General features: G+C 64.1%; 19 protein-coding genes. 5 read left to right on the forward strand and 14 right to left on the reverse strand.

Annotation, left to right across the window (positions count from 1 at the left end; genetic code table 11):
* The first annotated feature begins 1 nt into the window (after position 1).
* From cysT to IEX41_RS04990, 4 genes are read left to right on the forward strand one after another with little or no spacing between them, the layout of a single operon-like run.
* Positions 2-832 carry a sulfate ABC transporter permease subunit CysT gene (gene cysT, locus IEX41_RS04975; RefSeq protein ID WP_188789077.1) on the forward strand — a complete coding sequence of 277 codons (831 nt, stop codon included), beginning with the start codon at positions 2-4 and terminating at the stop codon, positions 830-832.
* The gene (locus tag IEX41_RS04980) at positions 825-1,079 is read left to right on the forward strand and encodes a hypothetical protein (RefSeq protein WP_188789078.1); all 255 of its coding nucleotides are present in this window, start codon (positions 825-827) and stop codon (positions 1,077-1,079) included. The genes cysT and IEX41_RS04980 overlap by 8 nt, the downstream gene beginning before the upstream one ends.
* Positions 1,072-1,935, forward strand: coding sequence for a sulfate ABC transporter permease subunit CysW (gene cysW, locus IEX41_RS04985; protein ID WP_188789079.1), 864 nt, complete (start codon positions 1,072-1,074; stop codon positions 1,933-1,935). The genes IEX41_RS04980 and cysW overlap by 8 nt, the downstream gene beginning before the upstream one ends.
* Positions 1,936-1,948: 13 nt before the next feature.
* Positions 1,949-2,668, forward strand: coding sequence for a sulfate/molybdate ABC transporter ATP-binding protein (locus tag IEX41_RS04990; RefSeq protein ID WP_188789080.1), 720 nt, complete (start codon positions 1,949-1,951; stop codon positions 2,666-2,668).
* A gap of 391 nt (positions 2,669-3,059) precedes the next feature.
* Here the strand turns inward: IEX41_RS04990 and IEX41_RS04995 are convergent, their stop codons facing one another.
* The 11 genes from IEX41_RS04995 to chvE all read right to left on the reverse strand — a co-directional run bounded on the left by IEX41_RS04995 (position 3,060) and on the right by chvE (position 15,419).
* Positions 3,060-3,914 (reverse strand): SMP-30/gluconolactonase/LRE family protein, encoded by an 855-nt coding sequence (locus IEX41_RS04995; RefSeq protein ID WP_188789081.1) that lies wholly within the window; start codon positions 3,912-3,914, stop codon positions 3,060-3,062.
* Positions 3,911-4,516, reverse strand: coding sequence for a 2-dehydro-3-deoxy-6-phosphogalactonate aldolase (locus IEX41_RS05000; RefSeq protein ID WP_188789082.1), 606 nt, complete (start codon positions 4,514-4,516; stop codon positions 3,911-3,913). The genes IEX41_RS04995 and IEX41_RS05000 overlap by 4 nt, the downstream gene beginning before the upstream one ends.
* Positions 4,513-5,412 (reverse strand): 2-dehydro-3-deoxygalactonokinase, encoded by a 900-nt coding sequence (locus tag IEX41_RS05005; RefSeq protein ID WP_188789083.1) that lies wholly within the window; start codon positions 5,410-5,412, stop codon positions 4,513-4,515. Before IEX41_RS05005 ends, IEX41_RS05000 begins: the two co-directional genes overlap by 4 nt.
* Complete coding sequence (locus IEX41_RS05010; protein ID WP_188789084.1) at positions 5,409-6,917, reverse strand: aldehyde dehydrogenase (NADP(+)); 1,509 nt, start codon at positions 6,915-6,917, stop codon at positions 5,409-5,411. Before IEX41_RS05010 ends, IEX41_RS05005 begins: the two co-directional genes overlap by 4 nt.
* An 11-nt stretch (positions 6,918-6,928) precedes the next feature.
* On the reverse strand, positions 6,929-7,846 hold the full coding sequence (locus IEX41_RS05015) for a dihydrodipicolinate synthase family protein (protein WP_188789085.1): 918 nt from the start codon (positions 7,844-7,846) through the stop codon (positions 6,929-6,931).
* Between the two features lie 9 nt (positions 7,847-7,855).
* On the reverse strand, positions 7,856-8,854 hold the full coding sequence (locus IEX41_RS05020) for an aldose epimerase family protein (RefSeq protein ID WP_188789086.1): 999 nt from the start codon (positions 8,852-8,854) through the stop codon (positions 7,856-7,858).
* A complete protein-coding gene (locus IEX41_RS05025) occupies positions 8,854-9,777 on the reverse strand; it encodes a Gfo/Idh/MocA family protein (protein WP_188789087.1) in 924 nt (307 codons plus the stop codon). Before IEX41_RS05025 ends, IEX41_RS05020 begins: the two co-directional genes overlap by 1 nt.
* Complete coding sequence (gene araD / locus IEX41_RS05030; RefSeq protein WP_188789088.1) at positions 9,777-11,519, reverse strand: L-arabinonate dehydratase; 1,743 nt, start codon at positions 11,517-11,519, stop codon at positions 9,777-9,779. The genes IEX41_RS05025 and araD overlap by 1 nt, the downstream gene beginning before the upstream one ends.
* Positions 11,520-11,522: 3 nt before the next feature.
* Positions 11,523-12,758, reverse strand: a complete 1,236-nt coding sequence (gene mmsB, locus IEX41_RS05035) for a multiple monosaccharide ABC transporter permease (RefSeq protein ID WP_188789089.1) — start codon at positions 12,756-12,758, stop codon at positions 11,523-11,525.
* Between the two features lie 13 nt (positions 12,759-12,771).
* Positions 12,772-14,292 (reverse strand): multiple monosaccharide ABC transporter ATP-binding protein, encoded by a 1,521-nt coding sequence (mmsA, locus tag IEX41_RS05040; protein WP_188789090.1) that lies wholly within the window; start codon positions 14,290-14,292, stop codon positions 12,772-12,774.
* A 71-nt stretch (positions 14,293-14,363) separates the two neighbouring features.
* Positions 14,364-15,419 carry a multiple monosaccharide ABC transporter substrate-binding protein gene (chvE, locus tag IEX41_RS05045; RefSeq protein WP_188789091.1) on the reverse strand — a complete coding sequence of 352 codons (1,056 nt, stop codon included), beginning with the start codon at positions 15,417-15,419 and terminating at the stop codon, positions 14,364-14,366.
* 152 nt (positions 15,420-15,571) lie between these two features.
* On the opposite strand from chvE, the gene IEX41_RS05050 reads away from it, so the two are divergent.
* A complete protein-coding gene (locus IEX41_RS05050) occupies positions 15,572-16,489 on the forward strand; it encodes a LysR family transcriptional regulator (protein ID WP_188789092.1) in 918 nt (305 codons plus the stop codon).
* A 175-nt stretch (positions 16,490-16,664) separates the two neighbouring features.
* Here the strand turns inward: IEX41_RS05050 and IEX41_RS05055 are convergent, their stop codons facing one another.
* From IEX41_RS05055 to blaRCP, 3 genes are all read right to left on the reverse strand, one after another.
* On the reverse strand, positions 16,665-17,483 hold the full coding sequence (locus IEX41_RS05055) for an integrase core domain-containing protein (RefSeq protein ID WP_277874161.1): 819 nt from the start codon (positions 17,481-17,483) through the stop codon (positions 16,665-16,667).
* Positions 17,484-17,543: 60 nt separating this feature from the next.
* Positions 17,544-17,861 carry a DUF1153 domain-containing protein gene (locus IEX41_RS05060; protein WP_188789093.1) on the reverse strand — a complete coding sequence of 106 codons (318 nt, stop codon included), beginning with the start codon at positions 17,859-17,861 and terminating at the stop codon, positions 17,544-17,546.
* 324 nt (positions 17,862-18,185) lie between these two features.
* Positions 18,186-19,067 carry an RCP family class A beta-lactamase gene (blaRCP, locus tag IEX41_RS05065; RefSeq protein WP_188789094.1) on the reverse strand — a complete coding sequence of 294 codons (882 nt, stop codon included), beginning with the start codon at positions 19,065-19,067 and terminating at the stop codon, positions 18,186-18,188.
* Positions 19,068-19,165: the final 98 nt, after the last annotated feature.

Raw genomic sequence — 19,165 nt, forward strand, 5'->3', positions numbered from 1 at the left:
CATGGCCACCCATCGTTTCGTCGCTCCCTCGCCGTTGCCTGGCTTTGGTCTCAGCTTCGGCCTCACCATGGCGGCGCTCTCCGCCGTGGTGCTCCTGCCCATCGCCATGCTGGTGGGCCGGGGCATCGCCCTTGGCCCGGCAGAGCTGTGGGGCATGGTGAACACGCCGCGCATCTGGACGGCGCTGGGGCTGTCGTTCCGGGCGGCGCTGATCGCGTCGCTGGTCAACCTCGTCTTCGGCTTGCTGCTGGCCTGGGTGCTGGTGCGCTACCGCTTTCCGGGGCGCCGCCTCATCGACGCGGCGGTGGACCTGCCCTTTGCGCTGCCCACGGCGGTGGCAGGCATCGCGCTGACCGCGCTCTACGCCCCGAACGGCGCCTTCGGGCAGCTCCTGCCGGTGCGTGTCGCCTATGCAGAGCCAGGTATCTGGCTGGCGCTGATCTTCATCGGGCTGCCCTTCGTGGTGCGCAGCGTGCAGCCGGTGCTCGAGGAACTCGACCCCGAGCTCGAGGAAGCGTCGGCGACCCTCGGCGCCTCCCGCGCGGTGACGCTGCGGCGGGTGGTGCTGCCGACCCTGACACCGGCCCTTCTGACCGGCTTCGCGCTCGCACTGGCGCGGTCGGTCGGAGAATACGGCTCGGTGATCTTCATCGCCGGGAACCTGCCCTTTGAGACCGAGATCGCGCCGCTGCTCATCGTGATCCGGCTCGAGGAATATAACTACGACGCCGCCGCCGCGATCGGGATTGCCATGCTGATGATCTCGTTTGCCATGCTGCTTGCCCTCAACCTCATCCAGACCTGGACCAGACGGAGGACCGGACATGCCTGACACCCATCGCCCTGCCCCGGGATCGGGGATCGCCCTTGCCACCGCCTGCGGGCTTTGCGGCCTTGCCATTGCAGCCCTGATCGGCGCGTCCGGCGCCGGATGGGGCTGGGCCCTGCTTGCCTGGACGCTCGGTGGGCCTGCAACGCTTGGCGGGTTCCTCACCACGATGGCGGTGCAGGACGCCATCCATCGGAGGTCGCGATTTCCCCACCAACCCCGGCACGCCTGGAGATCCGTGAATGTCTGATGTTGTCCACCCGGCCCATACCCCTGTCACCACCGAGCCGCGCACGGTGCGCCTTCTGGTGATCCTGCTGGTGCTGTCGCTGGTCGCCGTGCTGCTGCTGGCCCCGCTCGCTGCGGTGTTCACCGAGGCGCTGGCAGACGGCCTGCCCGCGGCGCTTCAGGCACTGACGCAGCCCGACGCACGCTCGGCCATCGTCCTCACGCTGCTGGTCGCGGCGATCACCGTGCCGCTCAATGCCGCTGTCGGCATCGCCGCCGCCTGGGCCATCGCCCGCTTCGACTTCCGCGGCAAGGCGTTTGTGGTGACTCTCATCGACCTGCCGTTCTCGGTCTCGCCGGTGGTGGCGGGGCTGGCGCTGGTGCTGCTCTTTGGCAGCAACAGCACCGTTGGCGGCTGGCTGATCGCCCATGACATGCGGATCGTCTTTGCCCTGCCCGGCATCATCCTGGCGACCCTTTTTGTCACCTTCCCCTTCGTGGCCCGCGAACTCATCCCCGTGATGCTCGAACAGGGCCGCGCCGAGGAAGAGGCGGCGCTGACCCTCGGGGCCTCGGGCTGGCGCGCTTTCCGCACCGTGACCCTGCCCAACATCCGCTGGGCGCTGCTCTATGGCGTGCTGCTGTGCAATGCCCGCGCCATGGGGGAATTCGGTGCCGTCGCCGTCGTCTCGGGCAAGATCCGGGGCGAGACCACCACCATGCCGATCATGGTCGAGATGCTCTATAACGAGTACCTCGCCACCGCCGCCTTCAGCCTTGCCGCCGCGCTGGCGCTGCTGGCCCTCGTCACCCTTGCCCTGAAATCGCTGCTGGAATGGCGCCACGCCGACGTGCTGGCCGCCACCCGCCGTCACTGAGAGGACCGATCCCATGAACATCGACATCGAAGACCTCACCAAGACCTTCGGCGCCCAGACCGCGCTGCACCCGGTGTCCCTCACCATCCCGTCCGGGGCGCTGGTGGCGCTGCTCGGCCCCTCGGGATCCGGCAAGACCACGCTGCTGCGCATCCTTGGCGGGCTCGAGATCCCCAGCGCGGGGCGCGTACGCTTTGACGGGCAGGATGCCACCGGCCTCAGGGTGCAGGACCGGCGCGCGGGGTTCGTGTTCCAGCACTACGCCCTGTTCCGGCACATGACGGTGTTCGAGAACATCGCCTACGGGCTGCGCGCGCGCCCCCGCCGCAGCCGCCCGACCAGGGCCGAGATCGACCGGCGGGTTCATCGGCTTCTGGACCTCATCCAGCTGCCGGACATCGGACCGCGCTATCCATCGCAGCTGTCCGGCGGCCAGCGCCAGCGCGTGGCCCTCGCCCGGGCGCTGGCGATCGACCCACGCATGCTGCTGCTGGACGAGCCTTTCGGCGCGCTCGACGCCAAGGTCCGCAAGGAGCTGCGCCAGGGCCTCCGCGAGATCCACGATAGCACCGGACTCACCACGGTCTTCGTCACGCACGACCAGGACGAGGCGATGGAGCTGGCGGACGTGGTGGTGGTGATGTCCATGGGCCGCATCGAGCAGGTCGGCCCCCCGGCCGAGCTCCGCAGCCGCCCGACAAGCCGCTTCGTGGAAACATTCTTGGCGCGGTGAAGACCGGGCGTGGAGGCCTGGTAGCCCAGCTGCAGGAGCGGCCGGTCAGCGCACCGCCAGGATAAGACCGAGGAACGTTGCTGGCAGACACAACTGGAGGGGCTGTCATGCCTCCCTTCGGCTCCGTGCGGACGTTGATGACACGCGCGGCAGATGCCTGTCGACGGCCCAAAGCTGACCGTCACATGACATTTGCCGCACGGCAGCTCTCGATCCGGCTCGGACATGAGCGAACGACACAACCGATTTCCACGACCGGGAGCGAACGCCCAACTGTCGGGCAAGCCTGGTGGGTTCGAAGGTCCAACCATAGATGCATGGGGTCGATTGAGGTCAGGATTTCAAAAGGATTGAACAGGCCGCGGCTCTGGCGTCCGAAACAGCGAACGTATCAACATCGCACGGCGTGTTCGGCGCCCCCCGGCAGCGTCGCTTCGGCATGGAAAAGGCAGCCCTGGAAGCGGTCGGGGCTGACGATGCCTTCGAAAGCAGATGTGACAAAGAGGGTCTGCATCTCGGCCCCTCCGAACGCCGGGCAGGAGGTCTGCGTCGCTTCGAATGTGACGACACAATTAACTGTTCCGTCCGCAAGGTATCGAACGACCCGGCCCGCGCCCCACTGGGCGTTCCAAAGGGCGCCTTCCGCATCGACGACGGAGCCGTCAGGTTGAAAACCTTCGGCCCCCGGGTCCGCGAACACGACCGGAGCGCCGGCTGGCCAACCTTCCTGGTCCAGCGGTTGCCGCATGATCCGGCCATCACGTGTATCCGCATAATACGCCGATTTGCCGTCAGGTGCGAAGCAGATGCTGTTCGGAATCGTGATGCCGGAGTAGAGACGGCGCAGTTCTCCCTGGTAGAGGCGATAGATCGCGCCACGCCTGGCCTCGGCTTTCTTGCCCATCGTTCCGATCCAGAATCCGCCGAACGGGTCCGCTCGCCCGTCGTTTGATCTCGTCCCTGGATCGTCGGCCTCAAGGGCGATGACCAGTTCACGCTGGCCCGTCTCGATGCCGAACCGCCAAAGCCCGGTTTCAGACGCGATCAACAGGGTATCGTAGTCGATCCATCCGGCTGCGGAATGGAATTCATCGAAGCGCCACTCCAACGTCCGGTCCCCCACCCGCGACAAGAGCCGCCGCCCCAGAATGTCGAACCAGAAGAGCTGCTTGCGTTCAGGATGCCAAAACGGACCTTCCCCCAGTTGGCAACGGCGGTCGTCGTAGAGCCTGGCTACCGGGGTCATGCGACCGCCTCGTCATATTGCTTCACAAAGGCCCGTGCTTTCGCCGCCACGACCTCGACCGTATCGCCCGGTTTGAACAGCGCGCTTCCAGCTCCGACGCCCTGCGCACCGGCTGCGAACCAGTCGGACAACACCGCGCCGGACACGCCGCCAACAGCCCAGATCGGCACGTCTGAAGGCAGGACTGCCCGGATCGCTTTCAGCCCCGCCGGGCCGACGACTTCGCCGGGAAAGAGTTTCAGCGCATCGGCTCCGGCAGCCAGTGCCGAGAAGCAGTCGCTTGGCGTCATGACGCCCGGGTAGGCGGTCAGTCCAAGCCGTTTCGTCGCGCGGATCACTTCCGGCTCCATATTGGGCGAGACGACAAACGTGGCGCCCGCGGCAGCAACGTCAGACACCTGATCGGGTGTCAGCACGGTACCGGCCCCGATCCTGGCCTGGACACCGTACGCGTCGGCCATCCGGCGGATGGAGACCAACGGATCGGGCGAGTTGAGAGGCACTTCGATGATCGTGATCCCGGCGTCAATCAGGGCACCCGCGATGCTGACGGCCTGATCCGGTTCGACACCGCGAAGGATCGACATGATGTTTCGGGTCATTCAGAGCCTCCTGTGAGTTCGGTATGGGCGCTGATGAGGCCTCTCAAGGTCATCTCCCGCGCCGCGACAAAATGGATCTCGGCCGCAAGGTCAGACAGTTTGACATAGAGGTCCAGCGCCCGCGTGTCGCCGACCACGATCACCTTGCCCCCGTCCCAAAAGGGTCGCGCCCCGGCGAGCTCCAGCCCGAGGAGAAGCCCCGACAGGCGCGCTCTCGTCTCTCCGGCGTGCGGAGCCTGCAGCAGCCCGCGAGCGCGCAAACCGAAGAGCGCCGCACTCAGACCGGCGGGATCCGCCAGGCCATCCGTGAGACCGCCCGCAAAGGCCTCGGCGCTCCAATCGTCGTCCATCCCTTGCCGCAGGATCGAATGGCGGGACAGCAAGGCAAAGAGTTCGCCCGTCATGAAGGTCCGGAACGTCCGCACGCGCCCGTCTGCCACGCGTACCCACTTGGTGTGCGTACCGGGCAGGCAGATCACCCCGTCGATCTCCGGAAACTGGGCGAGAACTCCGGCAATCTGTGTTTCCTCCCCGCGCATGACATCTGGCGGATCCGCCTGAGACAGCCCCGGCAGGATTGTCACGTCAAGCCGGGGATCTCGGGTGACGACGCGCGTCGCGGCCCCCCGTCCCGGGACCGCCGGAACCGCGACATAGCCCGCTTCGCACCAGCCGCCCCGCGCTCCGGCCATGCCGCAGACGACGACCGTCATCCGGCCGGTTCCCAGCAGATCGCCCGCCAGATCCATAAACGCCGCTTCGAACTGGTCCGGCTCCAGCGTTCCCATCCCCTTGTCCGACGATCGTTCGATCAGGACCTCGCCGCCCGAGGTCATCGCCCAGACCCGCAGGTTGGACGTGCCCCAGTCGACCGCAATCCAGCCCGGCAAGGTCATTCTTCGGGCAGCAGCGCGTCGGGCATGTTCTGATAGCAGACCGGCCGCAGGAACCGCCGGATCGCCAGAGTTCCCACACTGGTGGCCCCGAAATTGGTCGAGGCCGGGTAAGGCCCCCCATGCACCATGCTGTCGCAGACCTCGACACCCGTCGGATAACCGTTGGTTAGAAGCCGTCCCGCCTTTCGTTCAAGGATGGGCATCAGACTCCTTGCCAGTTCGGTATCACCGTCGTCCATCATCAGCGTGCAGGTCAGCTGACCCTGCAGGGACCGGGCGACGGCCCGCATCTGGTCGGCATCGCCGACGCGAACGATCACGCCGAGCGGACCGAACACCTCATGCCCGAGCGCCTCGTTCGCCAGCCATTCATCGCCGGTCGTGGCAAAGAGGTACGGCGTCGCGTTCCGCAGGTCACAGACGGAGGTCAGCACCTCCTGCACGCCCTTCGTGCCCGCGAGCCGATCACGGCCTGCGCGGTAGGCCTTTGCGATCCCTTCGGTCAGCATGGTCTGCGGCCCGATATCCGACAAGGCCGATGTCGCCGCTTGGGTGAAGGTATCGGCATCGGGCCCATCGATCAGGACGATTACGCCGGGGTTGGTACAGAACTGCCCCGCCCCCATGCTCAGCGATCCGGCCCAGCCCTTGGCCAGATCGTCCCCGCGTGCCGATAGTGCCTTGGGCAACAGGAACATCGGATTTATGCTGCCAAGCTCGCCATAGAACGGGATCGGCACAGGACGTGCCGCACAAAGATCAAAGAGCGCCCGGCCCGCGCCAAGAGATCCGGTGAAGCCCACGGCGGTGATCAGCGGGTGCTGCACCAGCGCAGCCCCCAGATCGTTGGTGTTTCCCTGCACGACGCTGAAGGTCCCGGCGGGCATTCCGCATTTCTCGATCGCGGCATGGATCGCCTCGGCGACGATCTCTCCGGTTCCGGGATGGGCCGGATGACCTTTGACCACGACAGGACAGCCGGCTGCCAGGGCCGATGCGGTGTCTCCCCCGGCGGTCGAGAATGCCAGCGGGAAGTTGGAAGCGCCAAAGACCGCAACCGGGCCAAACGGACGCTGCACCATCTTCAGGTCAGGGCGCGGAAGTGGCTGGCGATCAGGCAGAGACTTGTCGTGTCGACGATCAAGGTAATCGCCCACCACGATATGATCGGCGAAGAGACGCAGCTGGCCCGTGGTCCGTCCCCGTTCCCCCTGCAGGCGCGCTTCGGGCAGCCCAGATTCCCGGGTGCCGATTTCGGTGATCTGAGTGGCCCGCGCCTCGATCTCGTCGGCGATGGTGCGCAGGAACGCCGCGCGCTCTGCCCGCGTCGTATAGCCATAGGTCCAGAACGCCTCTTCCGCCGCGCGCACCGCGCGGTCGACCTCGGCCGCGCCACCATTCGCGGTGTCATGCGACGGGCCATCGACGGGCTGGGACGCGAAGGTGTCGGTGGAGCCGACCCATTCGCCGGCGATCAGGTGTTTTCCGTGCGGTTGATACGTCATGCGATCTTTCCTTACTTGCCCCAGCTCAGCGCGATCAGGTCCAGCTCTCTCGACAGCGACATGAGCCGGTCCTTGGTCCGGGGCGACAACGGTTTCAGCGGATGGCGGACGTAATCCGATCCGATCACGCCTCCCTCCATCATCACCGTCTTGGCGGCCCGCAGGCCACACTGGCGGTTTTCGTGGTTGATAAGCGGCAAGCAGAGCTTCCACTGCTCAAGCGCGGCATCGGTGTTGCCTGCCCGGTATTCGGTTACGATCGGGCGGATCTTCTCGGGCTGCAGCGCCGAGGTCATCGTGCCTGTACAGCCCGCGTCGAGATCGGCCAGCAGCGTCACCGCCTCCTCCCCGTCGAAGGGACCGACGATATGCTCCCCGCCCATCTCGATCAGCGCGGCAAGCTTGTCGGCGGCAAAGGGCGTCTCCATCTTGAAATACGAGACATTCTCGATCTCTTTCGCCATCCGCACCAGCAGAGGCACCGACAGGGTCACGCCCGACAACGGCGCATCCTGCACCATGATCGGGATCGACACGGCATCCGACACGGCGGCGAAATGTTCTAAGACCCCCTGTTCCGCCGGCGCCAGCCCGATCCCGTGATAGGGCGGCATCATCATCAGCATCGACGCGCCGAGCGCCTGTGCCTCTTTCGCACGATAGACGACGATGTCGGTGGCGAAATGGCTGATCGTGACGATGACCGGCACGCGGCCTGCAACATGCTCAAGGCTGACCTTGGTCAGGATCGCGCGTTCTTCGTCCGACAGCAGGAACTGTTCGGAATAGTTGGCAAGGAGGCAGATCGCGTCGACGCCCTGGTCGATCATGCAGTCAAGAACACGGCACATGCCGTCGGGATCGATCGAGCCATCGGCGTGGAACGGGGTCGGGGCGACCGGGAGGATACCGGTGAGTGGGTTTTGCATATTGGCCTCTCAGCTTCGGGTCACGGCAAAGCGCGACACCTGTCTGTAAGTGTCACCCGGCCTCAGGACCGGAGATGGAAAATCGGGATGGTTCGGACCGTCGGGCCAGAACTGCGGCTCGAAGGCGATGCCCGCATTCGCGCCATAGGGCTGGCCGCCCAGTCCCTTCGCCGGAGCGGTTTTCAGATCTCCGCCGGTATAGACTTGCAGCCCGACCTCTGTCGTCTCGACGGTCAGCCGCAGCCCGCCTGCGTCGAGCGTCGCGGCGCGGCGCATCCGGCCATGCGTTCGGGCAAGGCAGAAGTTGTGGTCCAGCGCCGGATCGGGCGTGCTTGGGTGGCCATAGTCAAACGCAGTCCCTGCCACCGGCACAGGCCCCCCAGAGGGGATCTTCGCACGATCGACCGGAAGATATTCCTCCGCATCGACGGTAAGACTGTGACCGGAAAGGTCCGCCCCGCCATCGAGCGACCAGTAGCCGTGAAAGGCCGGGCCGAACATGGCAGGGCGATCGGTGCTGCCTTCGATCTCGATGGTCAGGACGCCCTGTAAATCAAGGCTGTATCGTGCCGTGACATCGATCTCACCGGGGAAGCCGCCGGTTCCGTGAGTGTGATGCAGTCTGAATGTGACCGACGAATGATCCGCCGCGTCGAGGGTCCAGTTGCGACCCGAAAATCCCGCCGATCCACCGTGCAGTGTGGTGCACCCGCCCTCGTTCCGATCAAGGTCATGGTGATGCCCGTCGACGACCATCCGCCCCCCGGAAATCCGGTTTGCCACGGGCCCCACTATGGCGCCGAAATGGCGCATCGGCCCAAGGTAGGCGGAGAAGTCCTCGGACCCAAGAACCAGAGGGTGATCCACGCTCGCCAACCGCAGGTCGACAAGGCTCGCCCCCCAGGTCATCACCCGCGCCCTGACCGGCCCGCCTGCAATCTGCACAGCGCGCACGTCGGTCCCGTCCGGTGCCCGGCCGAAGAGGTCGGTGTCGTCCAGCACGTTCATCACCACTCGAACCGGGCGCCGGTGATGCGACGACCGAGCGTGAAGGCATCGGCCACGTGACGCATCGGCGAGAGATCCATGTCGATGCCGCCCTTCTCGACCAGCCGGGCCATCTGCGCATAGAGCCGCGGGTATTCCCCCGACAGGCACGGCACGCTGTCGTCGACATGGCCGTCGATGGTCAGCTTCCCGCCCCCGTTCTCCAGCACCATGACGCCCTGATCGGTCTCGGCACGAATGGTCCAGGTCGGCTCTCCGGGTTCGAGAAAGTCGAGAACCATCGACACCTCGGCCCCCTCCGGATGGAAGAACTGGCATTCGGCAGCAATCGGCGTATCGCGGTTCTCGGGGAACTTCAGGACCGCCGCGGACAGATGCACCGGGTCAGGCAGGATCTCTGTCAGGATCGACAGGGCGTTGATGCCGGGATCGAAGACGCCCAGACCGCCAGCCTCGAAGATCCAGTCCTGTCCGGGATGCCATTGCCGCACGTTTTCCCGCCAGTTGACGGTGAGCTTGCGCAGCGTCTTGCCGACCAGCCAAGCCTTGGCGGCGGGCACCTTGTCGGCCTGCCGCGAATGCCATGTCGCATAAAGGGACACCCGATGCGCCCGCGCCATCGCCTCGAGCGCATGGCATTCCGACAGGGTCGCCCCGGGTGGCTTTTCCAGCATGACGTGACGCCCGGCGCGGATCGCCGCCTCGGCATAGCCGAACCGGGGCACGGGCGGCAGGCAGAGCGACACCACCCGGATGTCCGAACGCTCAGCCAGCATCCGGGCGAAATCGTCATAGGCCGGGACGCCGTCCACCGTGCCATGGCGCGATACGGTCGCGGACAAGTCCCAGTCGGGACTGTCATTGATCGCGGGCACATGCTGGTCGAGTGCGATCTTTCCGATGCCGACAAGCGCGACTTCCATCAATGCGAATCCTTCCCGACAGCCGACCCGCGGCAGCCCTTGAGGAACCCCAGATCGGCCCCGGTATCGGCGCCCTCCACATGCTCCTGATGCAGCCAGAGATAACCGCTGGCCACCTGCTCGTGGTTCGGCGCCCAAGCCTTCAGCCGCGCTGCAAGTTCCTCGTCCGGGATATCCAGATGCAGGCGCCGCGCTTCGACGTCGAGCTCGATCATGTCGCCGGTCTTCACGACGGCCAGCGGACCGCCCGCCGCCGCCTCGGGTGAGGTATGCAGGACGACGGTGCCGTATGCCGTACCCGACATGCGCGCGTCCGAGATGCGGACCATATCGGTGATGCCCTTCTTGAGGACCTTCGGCGGCAGCCCCATGTTGCCGACCTCGGCCATGCCGGGATAGCCCTTGGGCCCGCAGTTCTTCAGGACCATCACGCAGGTCTCGTCGATATCCAGCGCGTCATCGTTGATCCGCTCCTTGTAGTCATCGATATCCTCGAACACGACCGCGCGACCCCGGTGCTTGAGCAGATGCGCCGAGGCGGCGGAGGGTTTCAGAACCGCCCCCTGCGGTGCGAGGTTGCCACGAACCACCGCGATCCCGCCCTGCAGTGTCAGCGCCTTCTCAAGCGGCAGGATGACGTCTTCGTTCCAGTTGCGGACATCCTTGACCTCGTCCCAGATCGTTTGACCCGAGACGGTCAGCGCGTCCTTGTGCAGCTGTCCGCCCTCGCCCAGCCGTTTCAGCACGACAGGCAGGCCGCCGGCGTAGTAGAATTCCTCCATCAGGTATCTGCCCGACGGCATCAGGTTCACGATGGTCGCGACGTCCCGCCCGCACCGGTCCCAGTCGTCCAGCGTCAGATCGACCCCGACCCGGCCCGCGATGGCCAGCATATGGATCACCGCGTTTGTCGACCCGCCGATGGCACCGTTGGTCCGGATCGCATTCTCAAAGGCCTGTTTGGTCATGATGTCAGAAGGCTTCAGGTCATCCTTGACCATCTGCACGATCCGACGCCCCGATATCTGCGCCATCACCCGGCGTCGGCTGTCGACCGCCGGGATCGCCGCATTGCCGGACAGGGCCATGCCAAGCGCTTCGGCAATGCTGGCCATGGTGGACGCCGTCCCCATGGTGTTGCAGGTGCCGGAAGAGCGGCTCATCGACTCCTCGGCCTCGAGAAATTCTTCCTGCGTCATCTCCCCGGCCTTCACAGCTTCGGAGAATTTCCACAGATGCGTCCCTGACCCGACCCGTTCACCCCGGAAATAACCGTTCAGCATCGGCCCGCCGGTCACGACGATGGACGGCAGATCGGTGGACGCAGCCGCCATCAGCAGCGATGGCGTGGTCTTGTCGCAGCCGACCAGCAGCACCGCGCCATCGATCGGCTGGCCGCGCATCTGTTCCTCGATCGACATGGCGGCGAGGTTGCGGAACATCATCGCCGTGGGGCGGAAAGTGTTCTCGGACGCAGAGAAGACGGGGACCTCGACCGGAAATCCTCCGGCCTCCCAGATACCGGCCTTCACCTTCTCGGCCAGCTCGCGCAGATGGCCGTTGCAAGGCGTCAGGTCGGACCATGTGTTGAGGATGCCGATGATCGGGCGGCCGTCGAAGACGTCATGCGGGTAGCCCTGGTTCTTCATCCAGCCGCGATGGTAGATCGTGTCGCGGCCGTTCCCGGCATACCACTCCTGCGAGCGGAGCCTGCGGGGCCAGGGTGCGGGTTTGAAGGTCATGGCTCACCCCTGCTTGGATTTGTTGTAGACGTCGAAGATGACGGCGGCGAGCAGCACGAGACCCTTGATCATCTGCTGATAGTCGATGCCGATCCCCATGATCGACATGCCGTTGTTCAGCACGCCCATCAGGAAGGCACCGACCACCGCGCCCACGATCGTCCCAACCCCGCCGGACATGGACGCCCCGCCGATGAAGACCGCCGCGATCACGTCAAGTTCAAGCGCGAAGCCGGCCTTGGGCGTCGCCGTGTTCAGGCGGGCGGCGAAGACGAGGCCGGCCGCTGCGGCGAGGACCCCCATGTTGACGAAGGCCAGGAAGGTCAGGCGTTCGGTCTTGATCCCCGACAGCTTCGCCGCCTTCTGGTTGCCGCCAAGCGCATAGATGCGACGGCCCAGAACGGTGCGTTCGGTGAGGAAGGCATAGATCAGGGTCAGCACGCCCATGGTGATCAGCACGTTCGGCAGCCCCCGGAAGGTCGACAGCTTGAACATGATGAACACGATGGCCCCGACGACGATCACGTTGCGGGCGATGAAGAAGGCGCGCGGCTCATCCACCACGCCATAGGCGCGGTTGCGCGACCGGGCACGCATTCCACTGTAGACGATGGCGAAGGCCGCAATGATGCCGACGCCCAGGGCCAGCACGTTGACCTGACGCGCGCCGAAGACCGTAGCCAGCGCCTGACCGAAACCCGCCGGGAAGATATCCGACACGAACCCGTTGGCCAGCGCCTGGAATTCGCGCGGGAAGGGACCGACGGATTGCCCCTCAAGCAGCAGCAGCGACAGGCCCCGGAACACCAGCATCCCCGCAAGCGTCACGATGAAGGACGGGATCTTCCAGTAGGCAACCCAATAGCCCTGTGCTGCCCCGATCAGACCACCCGCGACGAGGCAGATAACGATGGCCAACAGGTAAGGTACATCCATGTTTACGACCATCACGGCTGCAAGCGCGCCGATGAACCCCATGACGGACCCGACCGACAGGTCGATGTTGCCCGACACGATGACGACCAGCATGCCGAGCGCCATGATGATGATATAACTGTTCTGCAACAACAGGTTGGTGATGTTCACCGGGCGCAATAGCGTGCCGGACGTGGTGATCTGGAAGAACCCCATGATCGCGATCAGCGCGAACAGCAGCCCGTAGGTGCGCAGGTGGCCCAGAAGATATTCCCGGATCCCCATGGGCTGGGCCTCGGTCGTTGTGGTTTCTGCAAGCGACATGTCCTGCTCCCTCTTATTCGGTCACGATGAGCGACATGATCCGCTCCTGGCTGGCCTCTTCTGCGGAAAGTTCGCCGACCAGAGCGCCTTCGTTCATGACGTAGATGCGATCACACATGCCCAAGAGTTCGGGCATCTCGGACGAGATCATCAGAACGCCCTTCCCCATGGCGGAGAGTTCGTTGATGATCCCGTAAATCTCGAATTTCGCGCCGACATCGATCCCGCGCGTCGGCTCGTCCAGGATCAGGACCTCGGGTTCGGCAAAGAGCCACTTGGACAGCACGACCTTCTGCTGGTTTCCGCCCGACAGGTTCATCACCTTCTGAAAAACCGATGGCGTGCGGATGTTCATCGCCTTCCGGTAGCGCTCTGACACCTCGGTTTCGAGGTTGTCGTTCAGGATCCCGTTCTTCGACACACCCTGAAGATGGGCGAGCGATATGTTGCGGTTGATCGGTTCTTCCAGGATCAGGCCAAGGCTCTTTCGGTCCTCGGTGACATAGGCCAGCCCGGCGTTGATCGCGCGATCGACGCGGCTGACGTCGACCTCCCGCCCCTTGATGCTGACCTGACCCGAGATGTTCTGACCATAGGAGCGTCCGAAGATGCTCATCGCCAGTTCGGTCCGACCCGAACCCATGAGGCCCGCAATGCCGACGACCTCGCCCGCGCGAACTTGGAAACTGGCGGATTTGATCACCTGCCGGTCGGCGTGTTCGGGATGCCAGACGCTCCAGTCCTTCAACTCGAACAGCACATCCCCGGCCCGGCGTTCGCGGGCCGGATAGCGATGCGCCATGTCGCGGCCCACCATGTCGCGGACGATGGCGTCCTCGGTGATTTCCTGCGTGCGCGCATCCATGGTCGACACGGTCGAGCCGTCGCGGATGACGGTCACACTATCGGCCACGCGGCGCACTTCGTTCAGCTTGTGGCTGATGATGATGCTGGTGACGCCCTGCGCCTTCAGTTCCAGCAGCAGGTCCAGCAGCGCCTGGCTGTCGCTTTCCGACAGGGCGGCTGTCGGCTCGTCGAGGATCAGCAGGCGGACCTGTTTCGACAAGGCTTTGGCGATCTCGACTAGTTGCTGCTTGCCCACACCCAGCTTGTCGACCAGCGTGGTGGGCGCCTCGCGCAGGCCGACCTTGCCCAGCAGTTCTTCGGTGCGCCGGAAAGTCCCCCGCCAGTCGATCACCCCGCGCGCGGCCTGTTCGTTGCCCAGGAAAAGGTTCTCGGCAATCGACAGAAGCGGCACGAGAGCCAGTTCTTGGTGAATGATGATGATGCCGCGCTTTTCGCTGTCGGCGATGTCGCGGAATTCGGCCAGACCACCGGCGTAATGGATTTCGCCGTCGTAGCTTCCCGCCGGATAGACCCCCGAAAGGACCTTCATCAGCGTGGATTTCCCGGCCCCGTTTTCCCCGACCAACGCGTGGATTTCGCCTTCGCGGACCGTCAGGTTGACCTCGTCCAGTGCCTTGACCCCCGGAAAGGTCTTGGTGATCGAGCGCATTTCAAGAAGTGCGGACATGACATCCTCTCGTCCTATGATCGACCTGCCCGGACCGAAGCCCGGACAGGCCAGGGAGGGTCCCTGCGATCTTACTTGATCTGATCCATGGTGTAGTAGCCCGAGCCGATCAGCAGCTCTTCCCAGTTCGCTTCCGTGACCGGCTGCGGTTCGAGAAGATAGGACGGCACGACCTTCACGCCGTTGTCATAGGTCGAGGTGTCGTTGATCTCGGGCTCACTGCCCTTCAGCAACGCATCGACCATACCCACGGTCACGCCGGCCAGCGCGCGGGTGTCCTTGAAGATGGTCGAATACTGTTCGCCCGCGAGGATGGATTTCACCGACGGCACTTCGGCGTCCTGTCCGGTCACGATCGGCATCTTCATGTCGCCCGAGCCATACCCGACGCCCTTGAGCGAGGACAGGATGCCGATGGACAGGCCATCGTAGGGCGACAGCACGCCGTGAATATCCTTGTCGGTGTAGTTTGCGGACAGCAGGTTATCCATGCGCGCCTGTGCGACGGCACCGTCCCAACGCAGGGTGCCGACGGTGTCCATGCCCATCTGGCCGGAGACGATCTCGATCGAGCCGTCGTCGATCAGCGGCTGCAGCACGCTCATGCCGCCGTCGTAGAAGAAATACGCGTTGTTATCGTCCGGCGACCCGCCGAAGAGTTCAACGTTCCAGGGCTTCACATCGGGGAAGCGTTGCTTCAGCCCGTCGACCAGCGTGGTGGCCTGCTGCACGCCGACCTTGAAGTTGTCGAAGGTGGCGTAATAGTCGACGTTGCCACTGTCGCGGATCAGCCGGTCATAGGCAATGACCTTGATGCCCGAAGCGGCCGCGTTCTCCAGCGCGTTCGACAAGGTCGTCCCGTCGATGGCCGCGATCACCAGAACGTCGACGCCCTTGGTGATCATGTTCTCGATCTGGGCCAGCTGGTTCGGAATATCATCCTCAGCATATTGCAGATCGGCTTCGTAGCCCGCGGCCTCGAACTGTTCGACCATCGAATTTCCGTCCGAGATCCAGCGCGCCGAAGACTTTGTCGGCATGGCGATCCCCACGGTGCCGTCTGCCAAGGCGGCGGTCGCAAGCACGGCAAAAGCACTGGCCGAAGCCAGGAATTTCGTGAACTTCATGGTGTTCCTCCAACTTGAAGCGGGCGTATCCTGCCTGCGCTTCATCTCCCTATTCAGATCCTCCCGAACCCTGGTAATCGGTAACAGTCAAAGCTCATAACCCTCAATTCGATTTTTCGACAATCTGCTTACCAATAATGGTATACGTCGGCATGGACTTAGCGACCCGCCTCAAACCATCTCAGCTCAACCTCTTGATAAAGGTTGCAGAATCCGGACAGCTCCAGCGGGCCGCCCAGATGGTCGGGATGTCGCAACCAGCCGCCTCCAGGGTTCTTGCGGATATCGAGGAGAGAATGGGCGGCCCCCTCTTCGAACGCCATCCCAAGGGGATGAAGGGTACGGCCCTCGGAGATCTCTGTATCCGGCACGCCAAGGTCATCCTCAAAGAATACGGCGCTCTCGATGAAGATGCCCGCCGGATCACGTCAGGACAGTCCGGCCGTGTTAGGGTCGGTGCCGTGACCGGACCGGCGGTCGGCCTGCTGATGCCAGCGATACGTGCCGTGAAGGCGTCCGCGCCGGACGTTGAGATGACGATCGACGTGGGACCCTCGACCGAACTGGTCCGCGGGCTTGTCGAAGGCCGCTTCGACTTTGTGATCGCCCGCATTCCGCCCGGATATGACTCTCGGGATTTCAGGCTTCAGCCAGCCCGCAGCGAAATCGTTTCTCTGCTCGTCCGACCAGAGCATCCTCTGGCCAAGCATAATCGGATCGACCTGAGCGATCTAAGCCGGTTCGAATGGGTGGTCCAGGAAATCGGGTCCCCGATCCGGCAGGCTGTCGAAGCCGCGTTTCACGTAAAGAAGATCGCCACGCCGACCCGGATCACCAATTCGTCGTCCCTGCTGGTGGTCCTTTCGCTTCTCGAGTCCACGGATACGATCGCGCCGCAGTCGGAAGAGGTTGCCAAAATGCTGGCGCATGGACCGCTTGGCACCAACGTCGTCGCACTCGAACTGGCTGACCCGATCATGGTGTCGCCCTGTTTCATCATCAGGAACAGGTTCGGCCAGCTCCCTCAGGCCGCGATTCAACTCATCAACGCCGTGTTCGAAAACCTCTGAATTGCATGTCTAAGCGGGTCACTTTTACAATGCGATTACCCCTCTACGGGGTCAAAATTGCACTCCCGTTCACAATCCATGCGGTTTACCACAGTCAACGCATGACTAAGTTGGGTTCGAACCGGATGTATAGTCGCGGCTGAATCTGCTCGGGTTAAGCCGCTAATGTGAATGCCTAGGCAGGCGTGCGCATGGCGAGGGCCCGATGAGGGCGGCGGTTGTTGTAGAAGCTGATCCAGTCACCGATGACGCGCATTGCATGCTGGATGGTCTCAAAACGGTGGCGATGCACGCATTGCTTCTTCAGCGTCCGGATGAAGTGTTCGACCATGTCGTTCTGCTGGGGACAGTGTGGCGTGATGAACGCCTGCTTCAGGCCGTAGCTGCGGGCGATCCTGGTGAAGTGGTGGCTGGTGAAGATCAGACCGTTGTCCGACCTCAGCAGGAACTCTTCCTCGACCTTGCTCAAAGTGCCGAACCGGGCGATCAGGGCGTGTTCGAGGGCGGCGCTGGCGGTCGTGGCTTTGCCGGACTTCGACAGGTGCCAGCCCAGCAACTTGCTGGTGTGGCAGTCGATCACTGAGGAGGGTCTTGAAACGGTCCAGGGGACCGTTTCACTGACGAACGCCAAGGAAGCCCAGCCGTCCTTGTCCATCCAGATACGGGCGAGATCCGTCGACCAGCGCTCGTTCGGCGCAGCCGCAACCGACGGCACGGCCTGGATGCGGGGCCGCATGCCACGGCACGCTTGCGCACCCGTCGCCCGGCAGGCGCATGCGCAGCATGCTGCCGAGAGGGGCCAGCCCTTGATCTGGAAGATCCGCTGCATGGTGTTCTTGTTGAACTCCAGGAGCCAAGCCACGGTCCGATAGCCAAAGGACGGCTCTTCCTCGATCAGCTTCTTGATCGGCTCGGAAAAGCGGGCCTCGACCATAGGCGCAGACTTCACCGGCTTGTAGTAGACCGTCCGCCTCGGGATGCCGAAACCAGGCACACAGCTTGGCGACCGACACAACGACGCCCTCGGCAATGAGGCCCTGCTGGATGCGACGGATCACTTCCCGTCCTGCGCATCCAGCAGGGCTTGAAGCTTTCTTCGCGCCCGCAGCTCCAGCACGGCCTCGCCATAGGCGTCCTGCAGGTCCCGGAGCTGCTTCTCGTATTGCTCGCGGATGTCGAGCGGGTTAGCGCGCAGGGAGTTCTCACTGCCACGCTTGGCATCCTCGACCCAGCCCTCGATCTCGGAGGGCGTCAGGTCAAAGGACTGGCTTGCCTCCGACACGGTCGTCTTGCCTTGGATGATCTCAATGACGAGCCCCGTCTTACGCTTCGCCGCCCACCGTTTGATGCTGTCGACCACCGCCTTACTCATGGCTACATTCTCCCTTGTAGCATGAGCAGGTTTTCAGTGGGTCGATGCAGCTGCGCGAACCTATGCCTCTTTGACCGTCCGGTGGTTTCCGGGTTGGTTAGAGTTGAGGGGGTCAACAAAGTGACTCTTCACAACGTTTCATATGAGTTCGGTTTTAGCCCAGATTTCCGGCGTGGCTTGTAGGAAGGTGATGGAGCGACCCAGGTTGACCATGCATTGCTGGCCGCCCCACCAGCATTGGCAGCTGCGCAAGCGTGTTATGTCGCGCCGCGCCCTGGCCCAACGCTCATCCAGTCACAGAGCGGACGCCGTGCCTGAGAGACGTCACTGGCGGATGACAGCAACCACCGCCCTACCCAGATCCTTCAGCGCCTCGTTGCGAGCTTCGAACTCCGCGTCCGTATCCGAGACGAACATTGTCGCGATCCAGGGCGCCTCCCCTTCAGGCTGGATCACCGCGACGAGGTTGCGCGTGTGGCGTCCGCTGCCCGACTTGTCGAGGATCAGCCAGTCATCCTCGGCTTCGGCGCGGAGCAATGCGCCGGTCACGCCGCCGCGGCGCATCCATTCCGCCAGCTGCCCGCGCGCTTCCGGAGACAGCATGTCGCCCAGCAGCAGCGCCCTCAGCGTGTCGGACATGGCATCCGGGCTCGTGGTGTCACGCTCGTCGCCGGGCGCGAACGCGTTCAGTTCGGGCTCGAGGCGGTCGAGACGGCTTGTCGGGTCGCCGGCGCTTCGGAAGAACTGTGTCACCGCCTCCGGCCCGCCGAGATGCTCGATCAGGATGTTCGCCGCCACGTTGTCGCTCATGTCGATCGCCGCGAGGCACAGCGCATCGAGGGTCATGGTGCCGCCGACTTGCGTCTCCGTGACGGGCGCATATGGCACCAGGTCGGCCTCACGCACCGGCAGCGCATCGGAGAGCGACAGCGTGCCCGCATCCCAGCGCGCGAGGATCGCGCCGCAGACTGGCACCTTCACCGTGCTGTTCATGAGGAAAAGCTCATCCCCGCGGTGCGACCAGGACCAACCCGAGCCTGGCTCCACGAGAGAGAGGCCGACACGGGCCCCAAGCCGGTCCTCGATCCCGGCGATGGTATCGGCGAGCGCCTCGACAGGCGTTTCGGAGAAAGAGGCAGTGGCTATGGACAGGCCGAGAGCGAGCCCAGTCGCGACACGCGACAGGACGAAAGCGGAGAACCGCATGGGACCATTCCTTTCAGGATCTGCGCCAGTGGCGCTTGGGATGCGACATCAGTTGATGTCATGCGACGTGTATATTTCGCCTTGATCGCAGCCATCAA

The organism is Salipiger pallidus (genome assembly GCF_014643635.1).
GTDB lineage: Bacteria > Pseudomonadota > Alphaproteobacteria > Rhodobacterales > Rhodobacteraceae > Salipiger > Salipiger pallidus.